Origin of the sequence: Virgibacillus chiguensis, assembly GCF_900129865.1 — a bacterium.
In the GTDB taxonomy this organism is placed as follows: domain Bacteria; phylum Bacillota; class Bacilli; order Bacillales; family Amphibacillaceae; genus Virgibacillus; species Virgibacillus chiguensis.
Genome location: NZ_FQXD01000005.1, coordinates 264,603 through 284,196 on the forward strand (window position 1 = coordinate 264,603; position 19,594 = coordinate 284,196).

20 protein-coding genes and 1 pseudogene are annotated in these 19,594 nt (G+C 35.7%); 12 read left to right on the forward strand and 9 right to left on the reverse strand.

Annotated features, from left to right (window positions below):
* The first annotated feature begins 282 nt into the window (after nucleotides 1-282).
* The 6 genes from BUB45_RS08130 (at nucleotide 283) to BUB45_RS08155 (ending at nucleotide 7,809) form a co-directional block, all read left to right on the forward strand.
* On the forward strand, nucleotides 283-984 hold the full coding sequence (locus tag BUB45_RS08130) for a GntR family transcriptional regulator (protein ID WP_073007132.1): 702 nt from the start codon (nucleotides 283-285) through the stop codon (nucleotides 982-984).
* A 538-nt stretch (nucleotides 985-1,522) separates the two neighbouring features.
* Nucleotides 1,523-2,518 carry an ADP-ribosylglycohydrolase family protein gene (locus tag BUB45_RS08135; protein WP_240458706.1) on the forward strand — a complete coding sequence of 332 codons (996 nt, stop codon included), beginning with the start codon at nucleotides 1,523-1,525 and terminating at the stop codon, nucleotides 2,516-2,518.
* A 4-nt stretch (nucleotides 2,519-2,522) separates the two neighbouring features.
* A complete protein-coding gene (locus tag BUB45_RS08140) occupies nucleotides 2,523-3,881 on the forward strand; it encodes a purine-cytosine permease family protein (RefSeq protein ID WP_073007134.1) in 1,359 nt (452 codons plus the stop codon).
* On the forward strand, nucleotides 3,865-4,782 hold the full coding sequence (locus BUB45_RS08145) for a PfkB family carbohydrate kinase (RefSeq protein WP_073007135.1): 918 nt from the start codon (nucleotides 3,865-3,867) through the stop codon (nucleotides 4,780-4,782). The genes BUB45_RS08140 and BUB45_RS08145 overlap by 17 nt, the downstream gene beginning before the upstream one ends.
* Before the next feature lie 640 nt (nucleotides 4,783-5,422).
* Nucleotides 5,423-7,243 (forward strand): translational GTPase TypA, encoded by a 1,821-nt coding sequence (gene typA, locus BUB45_RS08150; protein ID WP_073007137.1) that lies wholly within the window; start codon nucleotides 5,423-5,425, stop codon nucleotides 7,241-7,243.
* A 293-nt stretch (nucleotides 7,244-7,536) separates the two neighbouring features.
* Nucleotides 7,537-7,809 (forward strand): YkvA family protein, encoded by a 273-nt coding sequence (locus BUB45_RS08155; RefSeq protein ID WP_073007139.1) that lies wholly within the window; start codon nucleotides 7,537-7,539, stop codon nucleotides 7,807-7,809.
* A 372-nt stretch (nucleotides 7,810-8,181) separates the two neighbouring features.
* Here the strand turns inward: BUB45_RS08155 and BUB45_RS08160 are convergent, their stop codons facing one another.
* The 5 genes from BUB45_RS08160 to BUB45_RS08175 form a co-directional block, all read right to left on the reverse strand.
* Nucleotides 8,182-8,388 (reverse strand): hypothetical protein, encoded by a 207-nt coding sequence (locus tag BUB45_RS08160; RefSeq protein ID WP_237342691.1) that lies wholly within the window; start codon nucleotides 8,386-8,388, stop codon nucleotides 8,182-8,184.
* A gap of 38 nt (nucleotides 8,389-8,426) precedes the next feature.
* Complete coding sequence (locus tag BUB45_RS20605; RefSeq protein ID WP_280157376.1) at nucleotides 8,427-8,555, reverse strand: hypothetical protein; 129 nt, start codon at nucleotides 8,553-8,555, stop codon at nucleotides 8,427-8,429.
* 299 nt (nucleotides 8,556-8,854) lie between these two features.
* A complete protein-coding gene (locus BUB45_RS08165) occupies nucleotides 8,855-9,799 on the reverse strand; it encodes an ABC transporter permease (protein ID WP_342068347.1) in 945 nt (314 codons plus the stop codon).
* A 1-nt stretch (nucleotide 9,800) separates the two neighbouring features.
* Nucleotides 9,801-10,718, reverse strand: coding sequence for an ABC transporter ATP-binding protein (locus BUB45_RS08170; protein WP_073007142.1), 918 nt, complete (start codon nucleotides 10,716-10,718; stop codon nucleotides 9,801-9,803).
* Between the two features lie 119 nt (nucleotides 10,719-10,837).
* Nucleotides 10,838-10,996, reverse strand: a complete 159-nt coding sequence (locus tag BUB45_RS08175; protein WP_073007232.1) for a YfhE family protein — start codon at nucleotides 10,994-10,996, stop codon at nucleotides 10,838-10,840.
* 553 nt (nucleotides 10,997-11,549) lie between these two features.
* Here BUB45_RS08175 and BUB45_RS08185 point away from each other — a divergent pair.
* Nucleotides 11,550-12,011, forward strand: a complete 462-nt coding sequence (locus BUB45_RS08185; RefSeq protein ID WP_073007146.1) for a GNAT family N-acetyltransferase — start codon at nucleotides 11,550-11,552, stop codon at nucleotides 12,009-12,011.
* Between the two features lie 1,069 nt (nucleotides 12,012-13,080).
* Here the strand turns inward: BUB45_RS08185 and BUB45_RS08190 are convergent.
* Together BUB45_RS08190 and BUB45_RS08195 are read right to left on the reverse strand one after the other, a co-directional pair.
* Nucleotides 13,081-13,293: a hypothetical protein gene (locus BUB45_RS08190; protein WP_073007148.1), complete on the reverse strand. Its 213-nt coding sequence runs from the start codon at nucleotides 13,291-13,293 to the stop codon at nucleotides 13,081-13,083.
* 5 nt (nucleotides 13,294-13,298) lie between these two features.
* On the reverse strand, nucleotides 13,299-13,625 hold the full coding sequence (locus tag BUB45_RS08195) for a PadR family transcriptional regulator (protein ID WP_073007150.1): 327 nt from the start codon (nucleotides 13,623-13,625) through the stop codon (nucleotides 13,299-13,301).
* A 314-nt stretch (nucleotides 13,626-13,939) separates the two neighbouring features.
* Between BUB45_RS08195 and BUB45_RS08200 the strand changes: the two genes are divergently transcribed.
* The gene (locus tag BUB45_RS08200; RefSeq protein ID WP_073007151.1) at nucleotides 13,940-14,752 is read left to right on the forward strand and encodes a DUF368 domain-containing protein; all 813 of its coding nucleotides are present in this window, start codon (nucleotides 13,940-13,942) and stop codon (nucleotides 14,750-14,752) included.
* Between the two features lie 76 nt (nucleotides 14,753-14,828).
* Entirely contained in the window at nucleotides 14,829-15,149 is a 321-nt protein-coding gene (locus BUB45_RS08205) for a thioredoxin family protein (RefSeq protein WP_073007153.1), read from the forward strand.
* 376 nt (nucleotides 15,150-15,525) lie between these two features.
* On the opposite strand, the gene BUB45_RS08210 is transcribed toward BUB45_RS08205, so the two are convergent.
* Nucleotides 15,526-16,152 carry a VOC family protein gene (locus tag BUB45_RS08210; protein WP_073007155.1) on the reverse strand — a complete coding sequence of 209 codons (627 nt, stop codon included), beginning with the start codon at nucleotides 16,150-16,152 and terminating at the stop codon, nucleotides 15,526-15,528.
* A 308-nt stretch (nucleotides 16,153-16,460) separates the two neighbouring features.
* Here BUB45_RS08210 and BUB45_RS08215 point away from each other — a divergent pair, with 308 nt between their 5' ends.
* The 3 genes from BUB45_RS08215 to BUB45_RS08225 all read left to right on the forward strand — a co-directional run bounded on the left by BUB45_RS08215 (nucleotide 16,461) and on the right by BUB45_RS08225 (nucleotide 19,189).
* Nucleotides 16,461-17,024: a GNAT family N-acetyltransferase gene (locus BUB45_RS08215; RefSeq protein WP_073007165.1), complete on the forward strand. Its 564-nt coding sequence runs from the start codon at nucleotides 16,461-16,463 to the stop codon at nucleotides 17,022-17,024.
* A 123-nt stretch (nucleotides 17,025-17,147) separates the two neighbouring features.
* The gene (locus tag BUB45_RS08220) at nucleotides 17,148-17,840 is read left to right on the forward strand and encodes a response regulator transcription factor (RefSeq protein ID WP_073007168.1); all 693 of its coding nucleotides are present in this window, start codon (nucleotides 17,148-17,150) and stop codon (nucleotides 17,838-17,840) included.
* Nucleotides 17,837-19,189: a HAMP domain-containing histidine kinase gene (locus BUB45_RS08225; RefSeq protein WP_073007171.1), complete on the forward strand. Its 1,353-nt coding sequence runs from the start codon at nucleotides 17,837-17,839 to the stop codon at nucleotides 19,187-19,189. The genes BUB45_RS08220 and BUB45_RS08225 overlap by 4 nt, the downstream gene beginning before the upstream one ends.
* Nucleotides 19,190-19,425: 236 nt before the next feature.
* On the opposite strand, the pseudogene BUB45_RS19540 reads toward BUB45_RS08225, so the two are convergent.
* Nucleotides 19,426-19,594, reverse strand: a pseudogene (locus BUB45_RS19540) (IS110 family transposase); the annotation flags it as partial.

The following is a 19,594-nucleotide window of genomic DNA, read 5'->3' on the forward strand; positions in this document are numbered from 1 at the left end:
TAGTCACCTCCTAGATATGGCTTATATTAACTCCTATTATACTAGTAATTTGTAATAATTTGTATTGGGAAAAAAGTGTGATTTTTCTAGTATATGCTTTGTAAAATAAGGTCTTATTACACTGTATTTTCTTTTTTGGGGAAAATGCGAGCTTGTGTCATGAGGGGGTTGTTATGAAACACTTTTTCTTCATATTTAATCTTCGTCTGGACAAAATTTGTAAATTATAGATATACTTTAAATAAAATTATAATTTTATTTAAAGTAAAGGAATGGATTAATATGTTAAACAAAAATGATGTTATACCGCTTTATGTTCAATTAAAGGATGTTTTACGTGGTGAAATTATGAGTGGTAAATTAAAAGACAATGATGCATTACCATCTGAAAGTCAACTTATGAAAAATTATAGTATTACTAGAACGACAATTAGGCGTGCTATAGATGAATTAGTTCAAGAAGGACTTGTAGAAAGAGTTCATGGGAAAGGTGTTTTTGTCCGATTGCGTCAAACACGACACACGGTGTGGAATTTTCAAAGTTTCACAGAATATGCTTTCGGGAAGAGTCAATATCCGATTACAAAAGTGTTGGAACAAAAGGTAATAAAAGAAAGTAATAATAGAATGCTTCACCTTACGCGCTTACGAGGGGTGAAAACGAACAGGACAATTAGTTGGTTAACTATTGATACTTCCATTATTCCTCTCTCTCTATTCCCTGGTCTCGAGCAGTACGACTTTGAAGAAAACTCATTATATGAGTTGTTTCGGCAACAATACAAGTTATATCCTCATCATGTCGATATAGAAATAGTGCCAATAACTTGTGATCATTGGACACATAAGCAATTACAATTAAATAATTATGATCCTTTACTTCAGTCAAAAGGGTCTGTTTATACAGAAAATGGAACGAAAATAGAAGATATAAATATCATTTATGGTCCAAAATTTCAATTTAAGTTGAATCAATATATATAATAAGGAGAAGTATAGTAAAGAATAACTTTTAGTTTTATTTTATATAAAGAGAGTTATATTCTAGCACCAAGACTTGGTTTAATACCAAGTCATTTTTCGTAATCTAGGAAATCATAAAATTTTATATATGTGGATAAATTCACTAAGTTATTTAGCCACGTCCGGATCCGGCTCCAGGCCTAGGAACTAGGCAACTTCACGAATCGCTCTACGATAAGTCATCATCGGTTCGTCTTAAATAGGAAGGCCGACTAAAGACGGGCTTGTCGTAGGGCGCCGCCATACTCCTGTTGCAGAAGCATGATTCCTAAAACTTTCGTGGATTTGTTTCACTAGCTACGTTGCTAACCGGGTGCCCCGAGCCTTTGTTCTGGTCTAGGAAAGTATAAAGATATATAGTAATAGAAAAACTTAGCGGCAGCCAAATTTTTCTATTATTGAAAGGTAACTTGACAATATTGAAAGCGCATTATAAAATGAAATTACATTAACTTGTACGTACGACCGTACGAGTTGTTTTTAGAATGGAGGAGATAATTTGAAAATTTTAGGTATGTTATATGGTATGGCTATTGGAGACGCGCTGGGAATGCCTTCAGAACTCTGGAGCAGGCGTAAGGTGAAAGATTATTTTGGAGAAATAACAGAATTTTTGGATGGCCCTAAAGAAAATGATGTCGCTTGTAATTTTACGAAAGGGCAATTTACAGATGATACTTCTCAAGCATTACTAATTTTAGATGCCTTAAAAGAAACAAAATTTGTCCCAAAAGAAGAAATTATTGCTAATAAATTGCTTGAGTGGGCTAATCGAACAAAAGCATTTGATAATAATATTTTAGGGCCAAGTTCCAAAGCTGCATTATTTGCGATAAAATCAGGTGAAAATAAAAAATTAATAACAGATAAAGCATTAACCAATGGTGCATCTATGCGTATAGCTCCTATTGGTGCGCTATTTCACCCCAAACAAAAACAAGATTTAGCCGAGTATGTGTATCATGTAAGTAAGGTGACACATTCTAGTGATGTGGCTGTAGGTGGTGCAGCTATGATTGCTTATGCAGTGAGTGCGGCAATATTTGATAAACCATGGGATGAGATTATTAACGGTTCTATTGATATTTATCATGTAGCGAAACAGCGAGGAGCTGAAACATTTACTGCTTCTATGCCAGAACGTTTAAGATTAGCAGTTCATTTTGCCGATTCGCATAAAGGTAATCAAGAAGCATTTTGCCAAAGAATATACGATGTAATAGGCTGTGGAACAACGACAAGTGAATCTGTTCCGGCAGCTATAGCAATAGCTTATTATGCAAGAAATGTTAAAGATTGTGCTTTACTATGTGCAAATATAGGTGGCGATACAGATACAATTGGGGCGATGGCTACTGCTATTTGTGGAGCCAAAGAAGGGTTTGAAAAAATAAACCGCCATTGGGTTGAAATGATTAACAGTGAGAATGATATAAACCTTACTTATTATGCAAAACTATTACGTGCAAACAAATTCTATGCAAAAGGAGAGTAAACCCATGGAGCAATCAAAAGAAAAATCCATTATCCTATCTCAAAGTGAGAAAACTGCGAAACCGAAAGATTTATTTTTTATTTGGTTTGCTTCCAATATTGGAATATTAGGTATTGTGTATGGAGCGATAATTGTTGGTTACCAGTTAAGCTTTCTGCAATCTCTGTTAGTGGCGATACTTGGACCTCTTTCATTTGCGTTAGTTGGATATGCAAGTTTAGCTGGGCGAGATAGTGGTGCACCAACATTTGTCTTATCAAGAACAGCTTTTGGTTTTAAAGGAAATTTCATTCCAGCCTTGGTAGGTTGGTTTGGTCAAATTGGTTGGTTATCTGTTAATGTAACTACGGGTACATTAGTACTTTTATCTATTTTTAATGAATTAGGCTTTTCTTCTAATCGTTTTTTAATATTTATCAGTTGGCTTTTATTTGCAACGCTTGTTCTTTTTTCTGTTTCTTTCTCACAGGAAACATTAGTAAAAGCTCAAGCTTTCTTTACGTACGTATTTGGAGGATTAACAATTTTTGTATTAGCTTTTCTTATACCAAATACGAATTGGGACAAATTATTTGCAATGGAATCAGGATCTTGGTTAACTGGTTTTTTACCAGCTTTAATGTTTGTTATTATTGGTACAGGCTTAACTTGGACGAAAGCGTCCTCTGATTATAGCCGTTATCAAAGTAAAGAAAACTCCTCTCTTTCAATTATATTTCATGTAACAGCAGGTGCTTTTATCCCCTTATTTTTAATCATTAGTACAGGTATATTACTAGCAACAGAAGTAGAAGGGCTTGCTGCTGCAGAAAATCCGATTACGCTAATTGGAAGCGTTTTACCTGAATGGATGACATTAATTTATTTAGTGGCTGCACTTGGTGGTTTGACGCCGATGTGCTTCATTGGATTAAAGTCTTCTAGATTAATCTTAGCTTCATTTAATTTACAAGTTAAAGATTCAACTGCAATTACGATTCATGCCTTCCTAATTACTATTATTCCTTTATATGTTTTATTAATCTCAAGGGACTTCATGGGGAATTTTCAGCTTTTTTTAAGTTTTTTAGGGATTGGATTGGCAGCTTGGATATCTATACTATTAATTGATTATACATTAATCCGAAGACGTATTGGTTATAGTAGAGATCTATTAGAAGATGCAAAACGAAATCCGATAAATAAAGGTGGCGTAATAAGTTGGATACTTGGTGTAACAACTGCGTTAGTATTAATGAATTATTTAGATGCTAGTAACTATCTTCCAATTACAATTATTGTTAGTGGAGTAATATATATAATTTTTATGTATCCTACAATAAAATCAGTTCAACGAGGTGGAGGAAATGGAAGCAGCTTATAAAATGAAGAAAATCAACTCCAACAAGCGCGCATTGATTATTGGTAGCGCCGTTATAGATGTAGTTGCCAAAATTAAAACATTACCAATATCTGGAGAAGACATTGCTGGAGAAATAATGGAAAGTACCGTTGGCGGATGCGCTTATAATGTTGCGAATGTATTAAGCCAATTAAATGCAAAATACGATCTACTTGCCCCAGTTGGAAACGGAAAAAATGCTGATATCATAAAAAAAGAGTTTATACAAAAGGGTCACCAGATATTGATTTCAGATAACAGTATGGATAATGGCTGGAACTTATCATTAGTGGAAGAAAACGGAGAGCGAACGTTTATTACTTTTAGTGGGCTCGAAGATAATTGGAAGGAAGAATGGTTTACACACACGTCTTGTAAACAATATGATTATATTTACTTGTCAGGCTACTCATTGGAGCAGGATAAAGAAAAAGCGATTATTAATTTTTTAAAGATGCACGGTAATTCAACTACTATCTTGTTTGATCCATCACCAAGGATTACTGCTATTTCATCCTATGATTTAAGTGAGCTTTTCAAATTAGGACCCATTATTCATTGTAATAATCATGAACTGTCAGCTTTAATGGGATCTTCTAATAGAATGCATGCTTTAGAAAAGCTATATGAGCAAACTCAAAATGATATTATCGTAACTCTTGGTGCTAAAGGAGCAGCTTATTACGATGGTTCCTCTATTATTAAAGTTGCAGGTATAAAAACAAATATGGTGGATACAATTGGCGCAGGTGACGCCCATACAGGAGCCTTTTTGGCAGCTTTGTTGGATGGGAGAGATGTTAAAACCGCTTGTATATGGGGAAATATTGCCGCAACGCAGGCGGTATCTATACAAGGAGGAAATGTTCAGCTTTCCTTTTGAGAATTTCGATTTGTCAACTTAAGAGATCAAATGCAAATCACCTAGGTAGTTTAAAAATCCTAGGTGTATTTGTATTTTACGTTCAGGGGGTGGGATAATAATTCATGGCGCCGTAATTAGGCAATGCTTCTGAATTTCTGTTCCTAATTGCTAAGCACTTAAGGTTTTTATACAATTTTCTTTTTCATTTTCGTTATTCATAAATGTATGATTTTAAAATGTATTAATAGAGTCATTCCACGCGTAAAATTATTTTTCTTCAAACTCTACACATACCTCGAATTTTACTTTACATAAGAATTTATGATATAATTGAATAGTTTTTCTGATATGTGCGAAATATAGTATGATTCAAGAATATATGCATGAAGAAAGGCGCCGTCATATGGTAAGTGAAAGCTCAAAAAGTTTCGGGAAAATATTACAAATGCAAGTTGTTCTTATTGCCGCTTAAAGCATAAACAAAACATGTTCGGCTTTCTAGTATAAGCAAAACGATGGCGTTTATCGCTAGAAAGACTTGGCGATAGCCAAGCTTTTCTAATACAATATGAATCCTCATATTCTTCTTTTCTTACTTTTTGAGTGTTACACTATGACAAAAGCATTAATTATTCCTACAAAATAGAGGAGCGTACGTATGCAATTAAGAGAAGATATTCGTAACATAGCGATCATAGCTCATGTGGATCATGGTAAAACGACGTTAGTAGACCAGTTATTAAAGTATTCTGGTACTTTCCGAGATAATGAGCATGTGGATGAACGAGCGATGGATTCTGGAGACATTGAACGAGAACGAGGAATAACGATACTGGCTAAAAATACAGCCATTAAATATAAAGATACGGCAATTAATATTTTGGATACGCCAGGTCACGCTGATTTTGGTGGTGAAGTAGAACGGATTATGAAAATGGTGGACGGGGTAGCATTAGTGGTTGATGCTTATGAAGGAACGATGCCACAAACACGCTTTGTACTAAAGAAAGCACTGGAACAGAAGTTGACCCCGATGGTTGTGTTAAATAAAATTGACCGTCCAAATGCGAGACCAACGGAAGTAGTAGACGAAGTATTAGATTTATTCATTGAATTAGGAGCAGATGATGAGCAGCTTGAGTTCCCGGTTGTCTATGCTTCCGCGTTAAATGGTACCTCAGGGTATGAAGCTGATGAGCAGGAAGAAACAATGGATCCGGTTTTTGAAACGATACTCGACCATATTCCCGCACCAATTGATAATCGTGATGAGCCATTACAATTCCAAATTACATTGCTTGATTACAATGACTATGTAGGTAGAATAGGAATTGGTAGAGTTGTACGAGGAACGATAAAAGTTGGTCAACAAGTTGTAATTCTGAAAAAAGATGGCACGCAAAAATCGTTTCGAATTACGAAATTGTTTGGATTTATCGGCTTAAAACGGATTGAGATTCAAGAAGCCTTATCCGGAGACGTTGTAGCAGTTGCTGGGCTAGAAGATATTAATGTAGGAGAAACGGTTTGCCCGCAAGATCATCCAGAAAGTTTGCCATGGTTGCGCATTGACGAACCAACCTTGCAAATGACGTTTCTTGTAAACAATAGTCCATTTGCTGGCAAAGAAGGGAAATACGTTACTGCAAGAAAAATCGAAGAACGCTTGTTAAAACAATTAGAAACGGATGTAAGTCTGCGTGTTGATCCAACGGATACCCCAGATGCATGGACTGTATCGGGACGTGGGGAACTGCATTTGTCTATTTTAATCGAGAATATGCGCCGTGAAGGTTTTGAACTGCAGCTATCTAAACCAAAAGTAATTATTAAAGAAGTAGATGGCGTGCAATGTGAACCGGTTGAACGTGTACAAGTGGATGTGCCTGAAGAATATACAGGTCCAATTATGGAGTCACTTGGTTCTAGAAAAGGCGAAATGCTTGATATGGCAAACCAAGGAAATGGACAAGTGCGCTTGGAATTTAAAGTGCCTTCTCGTGGACTGTTGGGCTATGCGACGGAGTTTATGTCACAAACACGTGGTTATGGTATTTTGAACCATACGTTTGAAGGTTATGAGCCTGTTATTAAAGGGCAAGTAGGTGGAAGAAGAGAAGGTGTTCTTGTTGCTTTAGAAAATGGAAAAGCCTCCACTTATGGGATTATGCAGTTAGAAGATCGGGGTGTTATTTTCGTCACACCTGGAACAGAAGTATATGCAGGTATGATTGTAGGGGAACACAATCGTGACAATGATTTAACTGTAAATATTACAAAAGAAAAGCATTTAACCAATGTCCGTTCTGCGACGAAAGATCAAACTGCGACGATTCGTAAATCACGTAATATGTCATTGGAAGAAGCCTTGCAATATTTAAATGAAGATGAGTATTGTGAAGTAACGCCTGAATCCATTCGACTACGGAAAAAGATTCTTAATAAAAATGAACGTGAAAAAGCAGCAAGAAGAAAATAAATAAATGTTTGAACACGACTGTTTTGTGAAACAGATATATGTAATACTGCAAAAACACCGAAAAAGGAGGATTTTTCGGTGTTTTTTTTACACTATAGAACCATGTAAAGCTGGTCGTAGGAGATTTGATATTTTAAGGTATGTTAAAAAAAGTGTATGTTATCATGAGTAATGAAATATTTATCGCATTTACATTATTCTTTTGTAACTTCAGCTACCTATTTTATTCTCCATAACAACGACGAATCAGCTGAAGTTGTAATGCTTAAATAGGAGACGAGGAGATTAAGAACATGCAAAAATTATGGAAGCGCGTTCGTTTTTTATTTACATTTCACCGGTCCATTCCTTTCTTTAAGGATTTTTTTGCGTCGAAAGAGGTAAGTTTGACTAAAAAAATTTTCTTTGTATTGCTGATCTTAGGATATTTTATTTTTCCATTTGATATCATCCCTGACTTTATCCTAGCATTCGGAATTATTGATGATGTGTCCATTGCTATATTTTTATTGCAATGGATGGTCAAAATGGCACCAGAAGCAATAAAGGAAAAATATTCTTTTTAAGGCTGCAAAAAAGTTGTGCTACTTATTTTAGATGAAAGACGCAGAGCATCCGTTTAGTAGTATAGCGAATGCACGAATTAACTTAGAGATAAAGGAATTATGGGGAGGTAATAAACCGATGATGACTTATCGTAGAGCAATGAAGTGAAGACACTTAGTTGCTAAGGGATGGTGCCGGACGTAAGTCTTCAGTTATTTCGTTAGTCTCACAAGCACCTTACTTTATACTTTTGTATGTTTCATAGAAGACGGTGACTTGAAGGGCGATGCTTGATGGTTTTTAAACGATAAACCTGTAAAAGAAGCAGACATCTTGGTTAAAAATGTCTGCTTTTCGATTATCTAAAAAGGTTTGTCAGTAAGCAATAGAATTTATTCGTTACTTTCTTCATCATCGTCAGGAATGTATTTAGTAAAATAAGCAGCACAAATAAGGAAGACAAAAGTAAGCCCCCAGGAAACAACACCACTCCATTGGGTATTTATTCTTAATCCAACTACTAAGATAACTGCACTTAAACCAACAAAAAAAACTGTTAAGTAACGTTTCACGAACAACACCTCAATTACAAACTTCAACCTACCTTATCCTATGGAAAAGTATAAATTTCTAATCTTCATGGAATAGGTAAGATGGCAGCTTTTCCATAACCATTTGACGCTAAATCAAATTTATAAACAATCAGTGGGGGATGAAAGAAAATCATTCCTGATTGAAGATTCACTTTATATGTACATTGTAGCATGTGAAATTGAAAAATGAACCTAATATATCATGCAGAAGCGTGTCCAATTTCCATTTAAAGTGGATGCGTTTATTTCGTACTATGGGAAGTATATCGTTTTTAGGGTTATCGTATAAGCAAAACGACGGCGTGTCATCGTCATCAAAACGAAAAGCCTAGTAAGATATAAGGTGCTGTAAGAGGAACGCTTTAACTATGGAAGCAGAGATAGTAAGCAGTATTTCCTAAAAATGACCCCATATCTTGTTGATATGGGATCATCCACTTGATTCAAACATCTACATACATTCTAATAGGAGTTATTGACCAGCAACGTCGCGCTTTGTGAAAACAATCCATGACAGTAACATGAAAATGGCATAGTATACGACTAATACTGCTATAGAGAAGCCCATTGTATTATCTTCAAGCATGAGGAAGTTTCCATCCATATATTGGCTTAAGTCCGTGTGCGCGAACAAAATATATTTTGCCCATTCTTTATCAGCAAAGAAAGAGACAATGGAGCTTGCCCCCATCATAAGGAAGATAGCAACACCTATTGCCAATGAACTATTACGGAAGACAGCAGAGATCATAAACGCAAACGTAGCCATCATAACCAAGTTCACAAGTTTGAAACCAAAGCTAGTAAATATATTAGCTATTAGTGATATGGTTTTAAAACCATCTTCTCCTTCCACCACAATAGAAGGGTTCCAGTCGCCAATTCCAAAGAAGATTGCTCCAAAAATCCACATGAGTACGAGTGCGAATAGGGCTGTATAAAGGGCGAATAGTAAGACGGTAATATATTTGGATAATAGGATACCACTTCTGCTAATTGGACGAATTAATAATAATTTAATCGTGCCCCAACGAAATTCGTTAGCAACAATCCCTGCGGCAATGATAATCGTTAATAAACTGACAATCGATAGCAAGGATATATTTTCATCAACAAATGTCCAAGCTGTATATGGGGCGGGCTGGATATCATTTTCTAAGTAATAATTATTTTTAGCAATGACAGAATTATTGTATTCCTCAAAATCTTCATATTCTTCCGTTTCTTTCTGTAATTGTGCATTTTCTTGCTTTAACTCTTCACGCCAATTGTCTTCGTCATACTCGCTTTTTAGCCCATCTAAACTATTGGTTAATAGAGCTGAACCTAATATAAGAACGGCTAAAATAATATACATGATCCAAGTTGATTTACGAATAAAAATTTTCCCTTGTTCATTTTGAATTAGTTTTAACATTCTACTCAATCGTATTCTCTCCAATCAGTTCAAAGAATTGATCTTCTAGCGTGCCTTTTGCAACATTGACTTGATAAATGTCACAATCATTTTCTACTAAGCTTTTAACAACTTCTGGAACTTGCTCTTTTTTACAGCGGAAAGATAAATTACCATCAAGCTCGATGGATTCCAGTTGGAAATTTTCATTTAAAATTTTCATCGCCTTATCCATTGGTGTAACCTCAATATGATGAATGACTTCTTCATTGTCTGTTTCCTCACCGACGTTTTGAATTTTGATGATTTCTCCGTTTTTAATGACACCGATACGATCACACATTTGTTCAATCTCAGAAAGCAAGTGACTAGAGATAATAATTGCCACGTTCTCTTCTTGGGCAAGTTTACGTATATGATCTCGTATTTCTCTGATGCCGGCTGGATCTAATCCGTTTGTTGGCTCATCCAAAATGAGTACGGACGGATTATGTAAAAGCGCTTGCGCTATTCCCAGTCGTTGGCGCATTCCTAAAGAATATCTACCGACCTTTTCATTAATTGCTTTTTCAAGACCGATGAATTTGACTACTTCATGTATCCGTTCTTTTGTTACGCCTGGCATCATCCGAGCATAGTGTTTTAAGTTTTGCCAACCAGTTAAAAACGGGTACATTTCCGGATTTTCAACGATGGCACCGACTTCTCGTACGGCATCTTTAAAATTGGATTTTATGCTGTTTCCTTGGATGAGGACGTCGCCCTCTGTAATACTCATTAATCCAACCATCATGCGGATTGTGGTCGTTTTACCAGCTCCATTTGGCCCGATGAAGCCAAATACTTCCCCTTTTGGAATGGAAAAGGATAAGCCTTTAATAATTTCTTTTTTGCCAATTGTCTTTTTTAAATTGACTAATTCCATTGCAGCTGAAGACATTATGTAACCTCCAATTTATTTAGTTAATAGTACGTACGATAGAAGTGACAAATTTGTTTCAAAAAATCCCCAGTTTGTTCAAATAATTTTTGAACAAACTGGGGAACGTGATAAAAAGCTTAATCTTTTAGTTCGGGATTATTGTACTTTGCTTCTTTTACGCGCGTCTGACGATACCCACCAGCGATATCAGCTTGTTTGAAGTCTTTGCTGTAATGAATTTCTTGCGCATCTGTTAGCTGCTTATTTTTAGTTGGTTGATATTGCGTTTTTCGCATGTAAAAATCCTTTCTATAAATGTATCTTATGGATTTTTTGAGTAAAATAGTTGGTTTGCTATTATCACTCATAGATTAACCATTCCCTAATTACAAAAAATCAAACATAGAAAAGAAATTTGCGTTATAATGTGGTAGGATAATGTGCTCATACAAAAATGATGAAATGGTAGAAAAATAAAACAACTAGAGCATGCAAAGGAGCATATAAAATGAAACGAGAAGGCATTATTTTTATATCTATTTTTCTAATTGCGTTTAGTTTACTTGCAGGATGTAATGATACTACAGCAAGTGAATCACTGCGAAAAACTTTTAAAGTCAGGGGTTCTCACAGTTGTTGTGAGAGCTCTTTTTTAATTACCTTCCGATTTAGGAAAAAACCCCTCGCGTGAATGAAAATAATTACTCGAAAGTTTGATCGAATGGTGCTATAGCATGATAAACAGGGTTAAAAAAATTATTTTTTATTAAACAAAAATATCTTTATGATAAACTGATGTTATAATAATTAGAATTATAAACACAAGAGGATGAAGGAGAGGATGGAAGGGTGGATATAAGATTTGCTGAAAAAAAAGATATAAAGCAACTAATAAAAATGAGGTGGGATTTTACAATCGAATACGATGAAAGTAAGAGGAACGCATCGTATTATAGCTTTGAAAAGGAGTGTCAAATTTTTTTAGAAAATGCAATGAATAGTAGTCAATGGTTTATTTGGGTTGCTGAGGAGAATGAAAAAGTTATTTCACATATTTACGTAGAATTAATACAAAAAGTACCACGTCCAGGTCGAGTAACCCATCCGTTTGCTTATATGACGAATGTATTTACAATTCCAGATTATCGAAATAAGGGTGTTGGAAGTAAAATGCTCAAAACAATAAATAATTGGACGAAAGAAAATAACTATGAGTTTGTTATTGTGTGGCCAAATGATGAATCTATTAATTATTATAAGAAAAATGGTTATGTCTATTGTAAAGAATCTATGGGATATTTCCCTTCCTAACTTCGAGAATTATTTTTATGCAACGCTAGTGACATATACTGTAATTAGTATATTGATTTTTATCAAATCAAAAAAACTCAACTGAAATAGTGGTGTTGACAAATTGAAAAAGATGTTCACTGGTCTATCAATCACCCTTTTTGCATTTTCATTCTTTATGACAATCTATCTTTTTTTAGATTGGAAGTTAGCTTTTTTTGAGCGCTTATATGAAATAAATATGTTTACACCCCTTTTAATGAGCTTGTTAGGAGTAATAAGCGCTTGTTTAAGTTTAAAAGGAACTACACGGAAGATTTTAATCTTATTGAATTCCTTACTGTTAATATACTTTGGTTTATTAAGTCTAATTGGTTTATTTGGCTTTCAAGAACCCTAAAAAATAATTAACTCAATAAAACTTGAAATGACTGTAGATTTAATGGTCAACAACGTCGAATCAAACTTAATCTAAAGTCTGCAGCGATAATGTTAGCTTCGTACCAAGAAACGTGGTCTATCGAAGAGATAATGAAGATAACGAATATTAATTGTTCGAATCGAATCTCATAGTTCGAATTTCCACGCACGTTTCATCACAATCGAAGTCAGTAGGGGACAACACCGATAAGCTCATTTGTATCGCTATTCACAAACGTACGGAATTTCGCCCGCAATGGCATGCGGTTATAAATTGTCGGATTTCCTTCTGTGTCTTCAATGTATTTACGCACCACCGACTAGCATGGCGAAATTATTAATCACTTGAAAGTATTCGCCCATCTCGCGGGGCTCGCTGCACTTGGCATTTGTAAAATGAAATTTTGACTAGAATGTACCGGTCTTGATGAAGTATGTTTTGTCATCTTCCTGTCCAAAATGGTCAAAGATGAACTGGGTGAACCGGTTTTTATCTGCTTGAGACATTTCTGAATACTCCAAACGGATAACTGAGCCATTTCGATTGGCAAGCGAATGACTTTGGTGTTCGGACTTTTCAGCTAGGAATTACTCATTCCAAGTGCCTTTTCGACGGCTGGATACCAGGTGTATAAACTGTTCGTTTCCTAGTTAAACGGTCGTATGCTTTCTAGCCTTCCTGATCTGGAACACCTTCTAGGTCTATGACTGTTGGTCTACATCGTAGCCGTATGTTCTTGCAATGAGCCCTTACGGAATCATTTTGCTCTTTGCTACTAGCTGAACGGATATAAATGAGCATGTTTTCATAATAAGCCAAATTTGCTTCATTTAAATGCGTACGTTTTTCGTTATTTAATTCAATTAGTTCTTTTGCATTCATACGTCTTAACCTCCTTGGTGGACAATGTTGTCAACGGGATTTTTGATTGCCTCCCATTGTAAATAAAATTCCTTTAGCGCTTCGTTTCCGTCTTCAGTTAATTGGTAATATTTTCTTTTTGGCCCAGATTCTGATTTCCTCATTTCTCCGATAATTAATTTTTCCTTTTGTAATCGCAACAGAATAGGATAAATAGAACCTTCACTAATGTTTTCCAGACCATATTCTTGTAATATAACGGAAATTTCATACCCATATGTAGGCTGTTGGTGAATAATTGATAAAATACAACCTTCTAATATTCCTTTTAACATTTGACTACGCAAAGACATAAATCTCAACCTACCTTGTATAACATGCTAGCTGTTTTATAGATAAGCTACCTTGTTATACAAAGTAGCTTATACAAATATTTTACAAACTTTATCTATAAAATACAACCGTTATTTGATATGATTATTTTATCCGTGTTTGCATGAATAAGTAATTAAAAAAATAAACTAGTAATGCAATAGGCAAAACGAATAAATTTTTACTGGATAAATGGGAAGTAGATTGTAATACGAAAAGGTTTATATATACTTTTTGCTTGCACTTGCGAGTTTAGTAGAAAAAATTGTTGAACTATGGAAAGGTGATTAACAGTATGGAATGGAAGAATATTTACCGAGGTATGATAATGGGAGCCAGTGATGTCATCCCAGGCGTAAGTGGGGGGACCATTGCTGTTTTATTAGGTATTTATGATCGACTCATTGCAGCAATTAATGGATTTTTAAGTAAGAATTGGAAACAACAATTAGGGTTTTTAGTTCCACTAGGAATGGGTGTTGCCATTTCAATATTGACATTAAGCCATGCGATTAATTGGTTGTTTAAACATTACGCCGGACCGACACAGTTCTTCTTTTTAGGGCTAATTATTGGTATACTGCCTTACTTGTTTTATAAAGCAAATGCTAAAGAAACATTTAAAGGAAACCATATCTTGTTGCTAATAATTGGTTTAGTGCTCGTAGGTTCGATGATGTTTTTAAATGAAGGGGAGCTAGAAGAGATTACCAACATGAATATGTCCACTTATTTATTGCTTTTTGGATCTGGATTTATTGCTAGCGCTGCTATGATTTTGCCCGGTATTAGTGGCTCGTTTATACTGTTGATTATTGGTGTGTATCCGACTATTAATAATGCGATTGTGGAAATTAAACTCGACGTGTTGGCTGTTACTGGTATTGGGATTTTAATAGGACTAGTTTTTATGAGTAAAATGGTCAATTACTTTTTCAAAAGATATACGATCGCTACATATGCTATTATCATTGGTATGGTAATTGGTTCCATTTTTGTCGTATTTCCAGGTTGGCCTGCATCAATAAATTTAGGTTTGCTTAGTATTGTTGCTTTTGCAGCAGGTCTTACTGCCGCTTATGTATTAGGAAGAGTCGAGTATGTGTAAGCAGATAAGCAGATTATAAGACAAATAACCGAAGAGTCGCTACAATGAACATTAGTTACGGAAGGGGGATAAAAGAATGGAACGTTTAACAACGGAAGCAGCTTTTCAAGAAACAATTAAAAGTGACAAGCCGGTCATTATTAAATTTTATGCCGATTGGTGTCCAGACTGTAAACGATTGGACATGTTTATTGGTGATATTATGGACGAATTTAATCAATATGCATGGTATGAAATAAACAGTGATGAAGTGGAAGGTATTGCACAAAAATACGATGTGATGGGCATTCCAAGCATCCTTATTTTTCAAAATGGCGAGAAAAAGGCTCATCAGCATAGCGCCTATACGAAAACGCCGGAATCAGTTAGAGAATTTCTTGAGCAACAATTAGGCTAATACCAAAGGCGTAGGCACCGATTTAGCAACGTAGCGAATGGAAAGTAGCAACGAAAGGTAAGGAGCCCTGCTACGATACATGGATATGCCGACGATGAGAAGCAAGCCCGTTCTTAGACAGCCTTCCCTTAGTCATGAACCGAAGATGACTTCGCTTAGGGCAATGAGGTGAGGTGTCCTAGTTCTGTGCGCTGAAGCTAGACGTGGCTATTCTAATTATATAATTTCCCATACAATAGAAAAAGAGGCTATTGCTACAGGCGATAAGCCTCTTTTCTACGTGAAAGAATCCGACCTTAGCAGGGGAAAGTAGTTGCAGAGAAGCTTTTTCATACAAACCGTTTTATGATACCCTCTCAAGCCCGTGCAATACGAGTTAATGTAACGTAAAAGACCACGTGCTGTGCGATTCTTCTATATATAATGTTGTATTGGCTAATGATAATTTCGATTTGGCGGGAAGTTTATAGTACATAGAAAGAAGCTGATTCGTTAAATTTATGTTTACCTGTTCAATAGTTTGTTCGTTTATAAAAGAAGTAGGATGTGATTTCTCATATCCTTTTTCCCATTCAATAAGAAAGGGCATTGGATCATCTGCTTGAGGGAATAACATTTTCCAAGCTAAAGGTGTGCCATCCGGTTTCTCTCGCTTTCCTGGTATAGGCCCAATTGCAGGAATAGATGCTTGTTGAAAATAGGCGTGGAAATCTTCCATGTCATTCGTTCTGAATGCGATTTGGACCACTCCTTCTTTATCTTGTTCTAGCTCATGGACAAGTTGTACGATTAACGGGTTATTCGCTTTTTCAGCTAATTTTTTATCAAAAACGCCAAGCCATTCTATGTAGCAATCATTGGCAAAATAAGCTAAGTAATTATGTGTCCCCCAATTTTTATGCTCTCCTCCTGGAACGATTTCTACATGATATTTGCTAGAAAAATCCTTTGCTGCTTGTTCGGGATTCTTTGCACCAATAACGATATGATCTAATGCCAGCATCATGATACCTCCTCGTAATTGTCTTCATTTGATTCGTGTTTTATGCCGATTACAATGACACAAAAAGAAGAATTGTCGTGATTTAAGGATTCTTAGTCCACGCGCTTTTTTATGTATTTTCGTTCATGTTTTATTTGCATGATAGGAAAGTAAAAGTTTTTAAAGGTTTATAGTATGAAAAGCTACGGTAATTATCTTTGGTGATAGCCAAGTTTTTCTAAACATTTCGTGCAAGAAAAAAGTCTTTTGAATATTCTGCTATAACTAAGTATAATAGAAAAAAATGAACTTTGGAAGGAAGATGGAAAATGAGTAACCCACTATTAAAGGAATTTCCGCATGAAATTCATACAGAGAGACTACTTCTTCGTTTGCCTCTTCCAGGAGATGGAAAAGCTGTTTATGAAGCCGTTCAATATAGCAGGCGAGAATTAAAGCAATGGCTTCCTTTTGCTCAAAAAGAGCAAACATTAGAAGAAACCGAGGTAAATGTACGGGAAGCACAAATTCAATTTTTACAACGAGAAGATTTACGTTTTCATATTTTCGATAAACATTCGAAAGTGTTTTTAGGTTGTACGGGGTTACATCGAATAGATTGGAGCATTCCTAAATTTGAAATTGGCTATTGGGTTGACACTAGGCATCAAGGGAAGGGAATTATTTCAGAGGCGGTGAAAGCTTTAACGACATTTGCTTTTGAAGAATTAGGTGCAAATCGAGTGGAAATACGTTGTGATGAAAAAAACGAGCGTAGTCGGGCAATTCCTGAAAAGCTAGGTTTCTCATTAGAAGGAATTCATTACCATGATGAAAAAAGTGTGGATGGCATAAACTTACGTAATACTTGTGTGTATGCTAAATTAGAATAGAAACAGACAGATTGGTAAAGATTTGATATGTTAAAAGAGACATCAATCATTCAAATTATTCTGTGGGATGCATTGCGTACACTTTTTAAATGTAGATAGAAATCATACAAAGCAGGTGGAGAAATGGAACAACCACGTATATTAATTGTAGAAGATGAACAGAAATTAAGTAGAGTGTTGCAATTGGAATTAGAATATGAAAATTACAAAACAGAAGCGGTATTTGATGGAAAAGAAGCGTTAGCAAAGATGGAACAGCAGAAGTGGGATTTAGTGTTGTTGGATATTATGCTTCCAGAATGGAGTGGGTTAGAAGTATTGCGTAGAGTGAGGAAATTTGACCAAACAACACCAATTCTTTTGTTAACGGCTCGCGATCAAGTACATGATAAAGTGAGTGGTCTAGATTTGGGGGCAAATGACTATATTACGAAACCTTTTCAAATTGAAGAACTATTAGCAAGAATTCGTGTACATTTACGAAATCCGATAAAAAAACAAACGGAGGATGAACAGGTTGGAGTTGGAGATTTACTTGTACATGTTAAGAGCAGAGAAGTCACTCGGGCAGAGAAACAAATTGAATTAACACCACGCGAGTTTGATTTATTAGTCTGCTTATTAAAGAATAAAAATATTGTCCTAACGCGTGAGCAGCTGATCGAACAAGTTTGGGGCTTTGATTACTATGGAGATACGAATGTCGTCGATGTTTATATTCGCTATTTACGGCAAAAAATAGATAAAGGCTTTGACCAAGCTTATATTCAAACCGTTCGCGGAGTTGGCTATACGATAAAGGATATGGAAACATGACATTAAAAACAAAGATTCAACTATTCACAGGCATTTTTATGCTTATTCTTACTCTGATTATAAACACTGCTATTTATATGTTGTTTTATAAAGTTTCTGCAGAGGCTGACTTACAAAATTTAGCTGATCAGACGGAGCAATTAGTAATAGCCATGAAAGAACAGCCAGATGTCATTTCTAACGAATTATTTCGCTCGTTTGCACCGGCTGAAGGAATGATTCGGGTAGTCGATCAAGATGGAACTATATTTATTTCTGCTCAACAATCAGTACAATATGATATTCCACTTGACTTTAGCTCCAATGAGTCACAGGCTATCGTGAAGCAAGGGAGTGAGCCTGATATTGCTGTTATCTCCAAACCAATTATTTGGGGAGCTGGGGAACGTGCAGGGGAAGTAGTAACACTTCAGGTTTCCACGCAGTTAACGCATTTGCATAGTACGATGCGGACGTTATTTACGGTTCTTTTAATTGCAACGGTCTTCATGTTAGTGCCTATCATGATCGGTGGGAATGTACTCAGTCGATTTTTATTAAATCCGATTAAATCTTTAATTCAAACGATGCGGGAGAACATGCAAGAAGCTACTTGGAAGAAGATTGATGTTCAAAATCGCTCCAAAGATGAATTGTATGAAATGGGAAAAACATTTAATGCAATGATTGACCATTTAAAAGATAACTTTGAGAAACAGGAGACATTTGTATCGGATGCTTCTCATGAGCTAAAAACACCTATTTCCATTGTGAAAAGCTATGCACAGTTAGTGAAAAGAAGGGGAACGGACAATCAACAGCTCGTTCAAGAATCGATGGAGGCAATCGATTCTGAAGCTGATCGAATGGGAAAGCTAGTTGAACAAATGCTAGCATTAGCAAAAAACAAACATCTTGCAGCTAAGGAACAAGTGCATATAGTTGCGTTATTAGAAGAGACAGTAACTACTTTCCAAACAGCATATAAGAGGGAAATTACTTTTAAGAAGGATGTAAGTGATGAAGTGGTGCTAACAGGAAACAGGGATCAATTGGAGCAAGTATTTTATATCTTGATTGATAATGCGTTGAAATATAGTGAAGATAAGGTTGAGATAGGTATAGAAATGGAACATAGACAGGTGCTTATTCAAGTTCGTGACTATGGTTCAGGTATCTCAGAGGCAGAACAAGCACGCATTTTTGATCGGTTTTATCGTGTGGATAAAGCGAGAAGCAGAGATACTGGCGGGACGGGGCTTGGTTTATCTATAGCTGCTGCCATTGTAAAAGAGCATCAAGGCGAAATTACGGTACAAAGTAAGGTTGGGGAAGGTGCTACGTTTGTTGTCACTTTTCCCATTGTCTAAAACTTCATCTCTACATGCAATCTCAGCAAATTTTAATGTTACTAACAGGAATTTCTCAGCTTAATGAATTATTCTAAAGAAAAGGCTGAAGACCTGCGGTAGTATGTCAAGTAAAAATTAAATAGTTTTTTAGTTATCAAGGTACAATTTGCTTAAAAAAGGCAACCCTAAACCGACTCCAGTAAACATGTGTAAAATACTGGAAATTACTCAAAGGATTAGAAGCTAATTATACTTCATGTATTGACGCTCCTTTGTGGCGTGTAAATTTGGTTTTTGCGTAGTAGCGCATCCACCAAACGCACTAATTTTCTTGCAGTTAAGACGAGGGCTCTTTTGTATTGATGCTTTGGTACTTCATTGAACTTTTTCGCGTAATACTCTTTGTATTCAGGAACATGCCTT

Bases quoted from the DNA above. Each gene is read 5' to 3' on its own strand.
- BUB45_RS08130 (WP_073007132.1), top strand. From the start codon at position 283: ATGTTAAACAAAAATGATGTTATACCGCTTTATGTTCAATTAAAGGAT.
- BUB45_RS08140 (WP_073007134.1), top strand. From the start codon at position 2,523: ATGGAGCAATCAAAAGAAAAATCCATTATCCTATCTCAAAGTGAGAAA.
- BUB45_RS08145 (WP_073007135.1), top strand. From the start codon at position 3,865: ATGGAAGCAGCTTATAAAATGAAGAAAATCAACTCCAACAAGCGCGCA.
- typA (WP_073007137.1), top strand. From the start codon at position 5,423: ATGCAATTAAGAGAAGATATTCGTAACATAGCGATCATAGCTCATGTG.
- BUB45_RS08155 (WP_073007139.1), top strand. From the start codon at position 7,537: ATGCAAAAATTATGGAAGCGCGTTCGTTTTTTATTTACATTTCACCGG.
- BUB45_RS20605 (WP_280157376.1), bottom strand. From the start codon at position 8,555: ATGCTACAATGTACATATAAAGTGAATCTTCAATCAGGAATGATTTTC.
- BUB45_RS08165 (WP_342068347.1), bottom strand. From the start codon at position 9,799: ATGTTAAAACTAATTCAAAATGAACAAGGGAAAATTTTTATTCGTAAA.
- BUB45_RS08170 (WP_073007142.1), bottom strand. From the start codon at position 10,718: ATGTCTTCAGCTGCAATGGAATTAGTCAATTTAAAAAAGACAATTGGC.
- BUB45_RS08175 (WP_073007232.1), bottom strand. From the start codon at position 10,996: ATGCGAAAAACGCAATATCAACCAACTAAAAATAAGCAGCTAACAGAT.
- BUB45_RS08190 (WP_073007148.1), bottom strand. From the start codon at position 13,293: ATGAATGCAAAAGAACTAATTGAATTAAATAACGAAAAACGTACGCAT.
- BUB45_RS08195 (WP_073007150.1), bottom strand. From the start codon at position 13,625: ATGTCTTTGCGTAGTCAAATGTTAAAAGGAATATTAGAAGGTTGTATT.
- BUB45_RS08200 (WP_073007151.1), top strand. From the start codon at position 13,940: ATGGAATGGAAGAATATTTACCGAGGTATGATAATGGGAGCCAGTGAT.
- BUB45_RS08205 (WP_073007153.1), top strand. From the start codon at position 14,829: ATGGAACGTTTAACAACGGAAGCAGCTTTTCAAGAAACAATTAAAAGT.
- BUB45_RS08210 (WP_073007155.1), bottom strand. From the start codon at position 16,152: ATGCTGGCATTAGATCATATCGTTATTGGTGCAAAGAATCCCGAACAA.
- BUB45_RS08215 (WP_073007165.1), top strand. From the start codon at position 16,461: ATGAGTAACCCACTATTAAAGGAATTTCCGCATGAAATTCATACAGAG.
- BUB45_RS08220 (WP_073007168.1), top strand. From the start codon at position 17,148: ATGGAACAACCACGTATATTAATTGTAGAAGATGAACAGAAATTAAGT.
- BUB45_RS08225 (WP_073007171.1), top strand. From the start codon at position 17,837: ATGACATTAAAAACAAAGATTCAACTATTCACAGGCATTTTTATGCTT.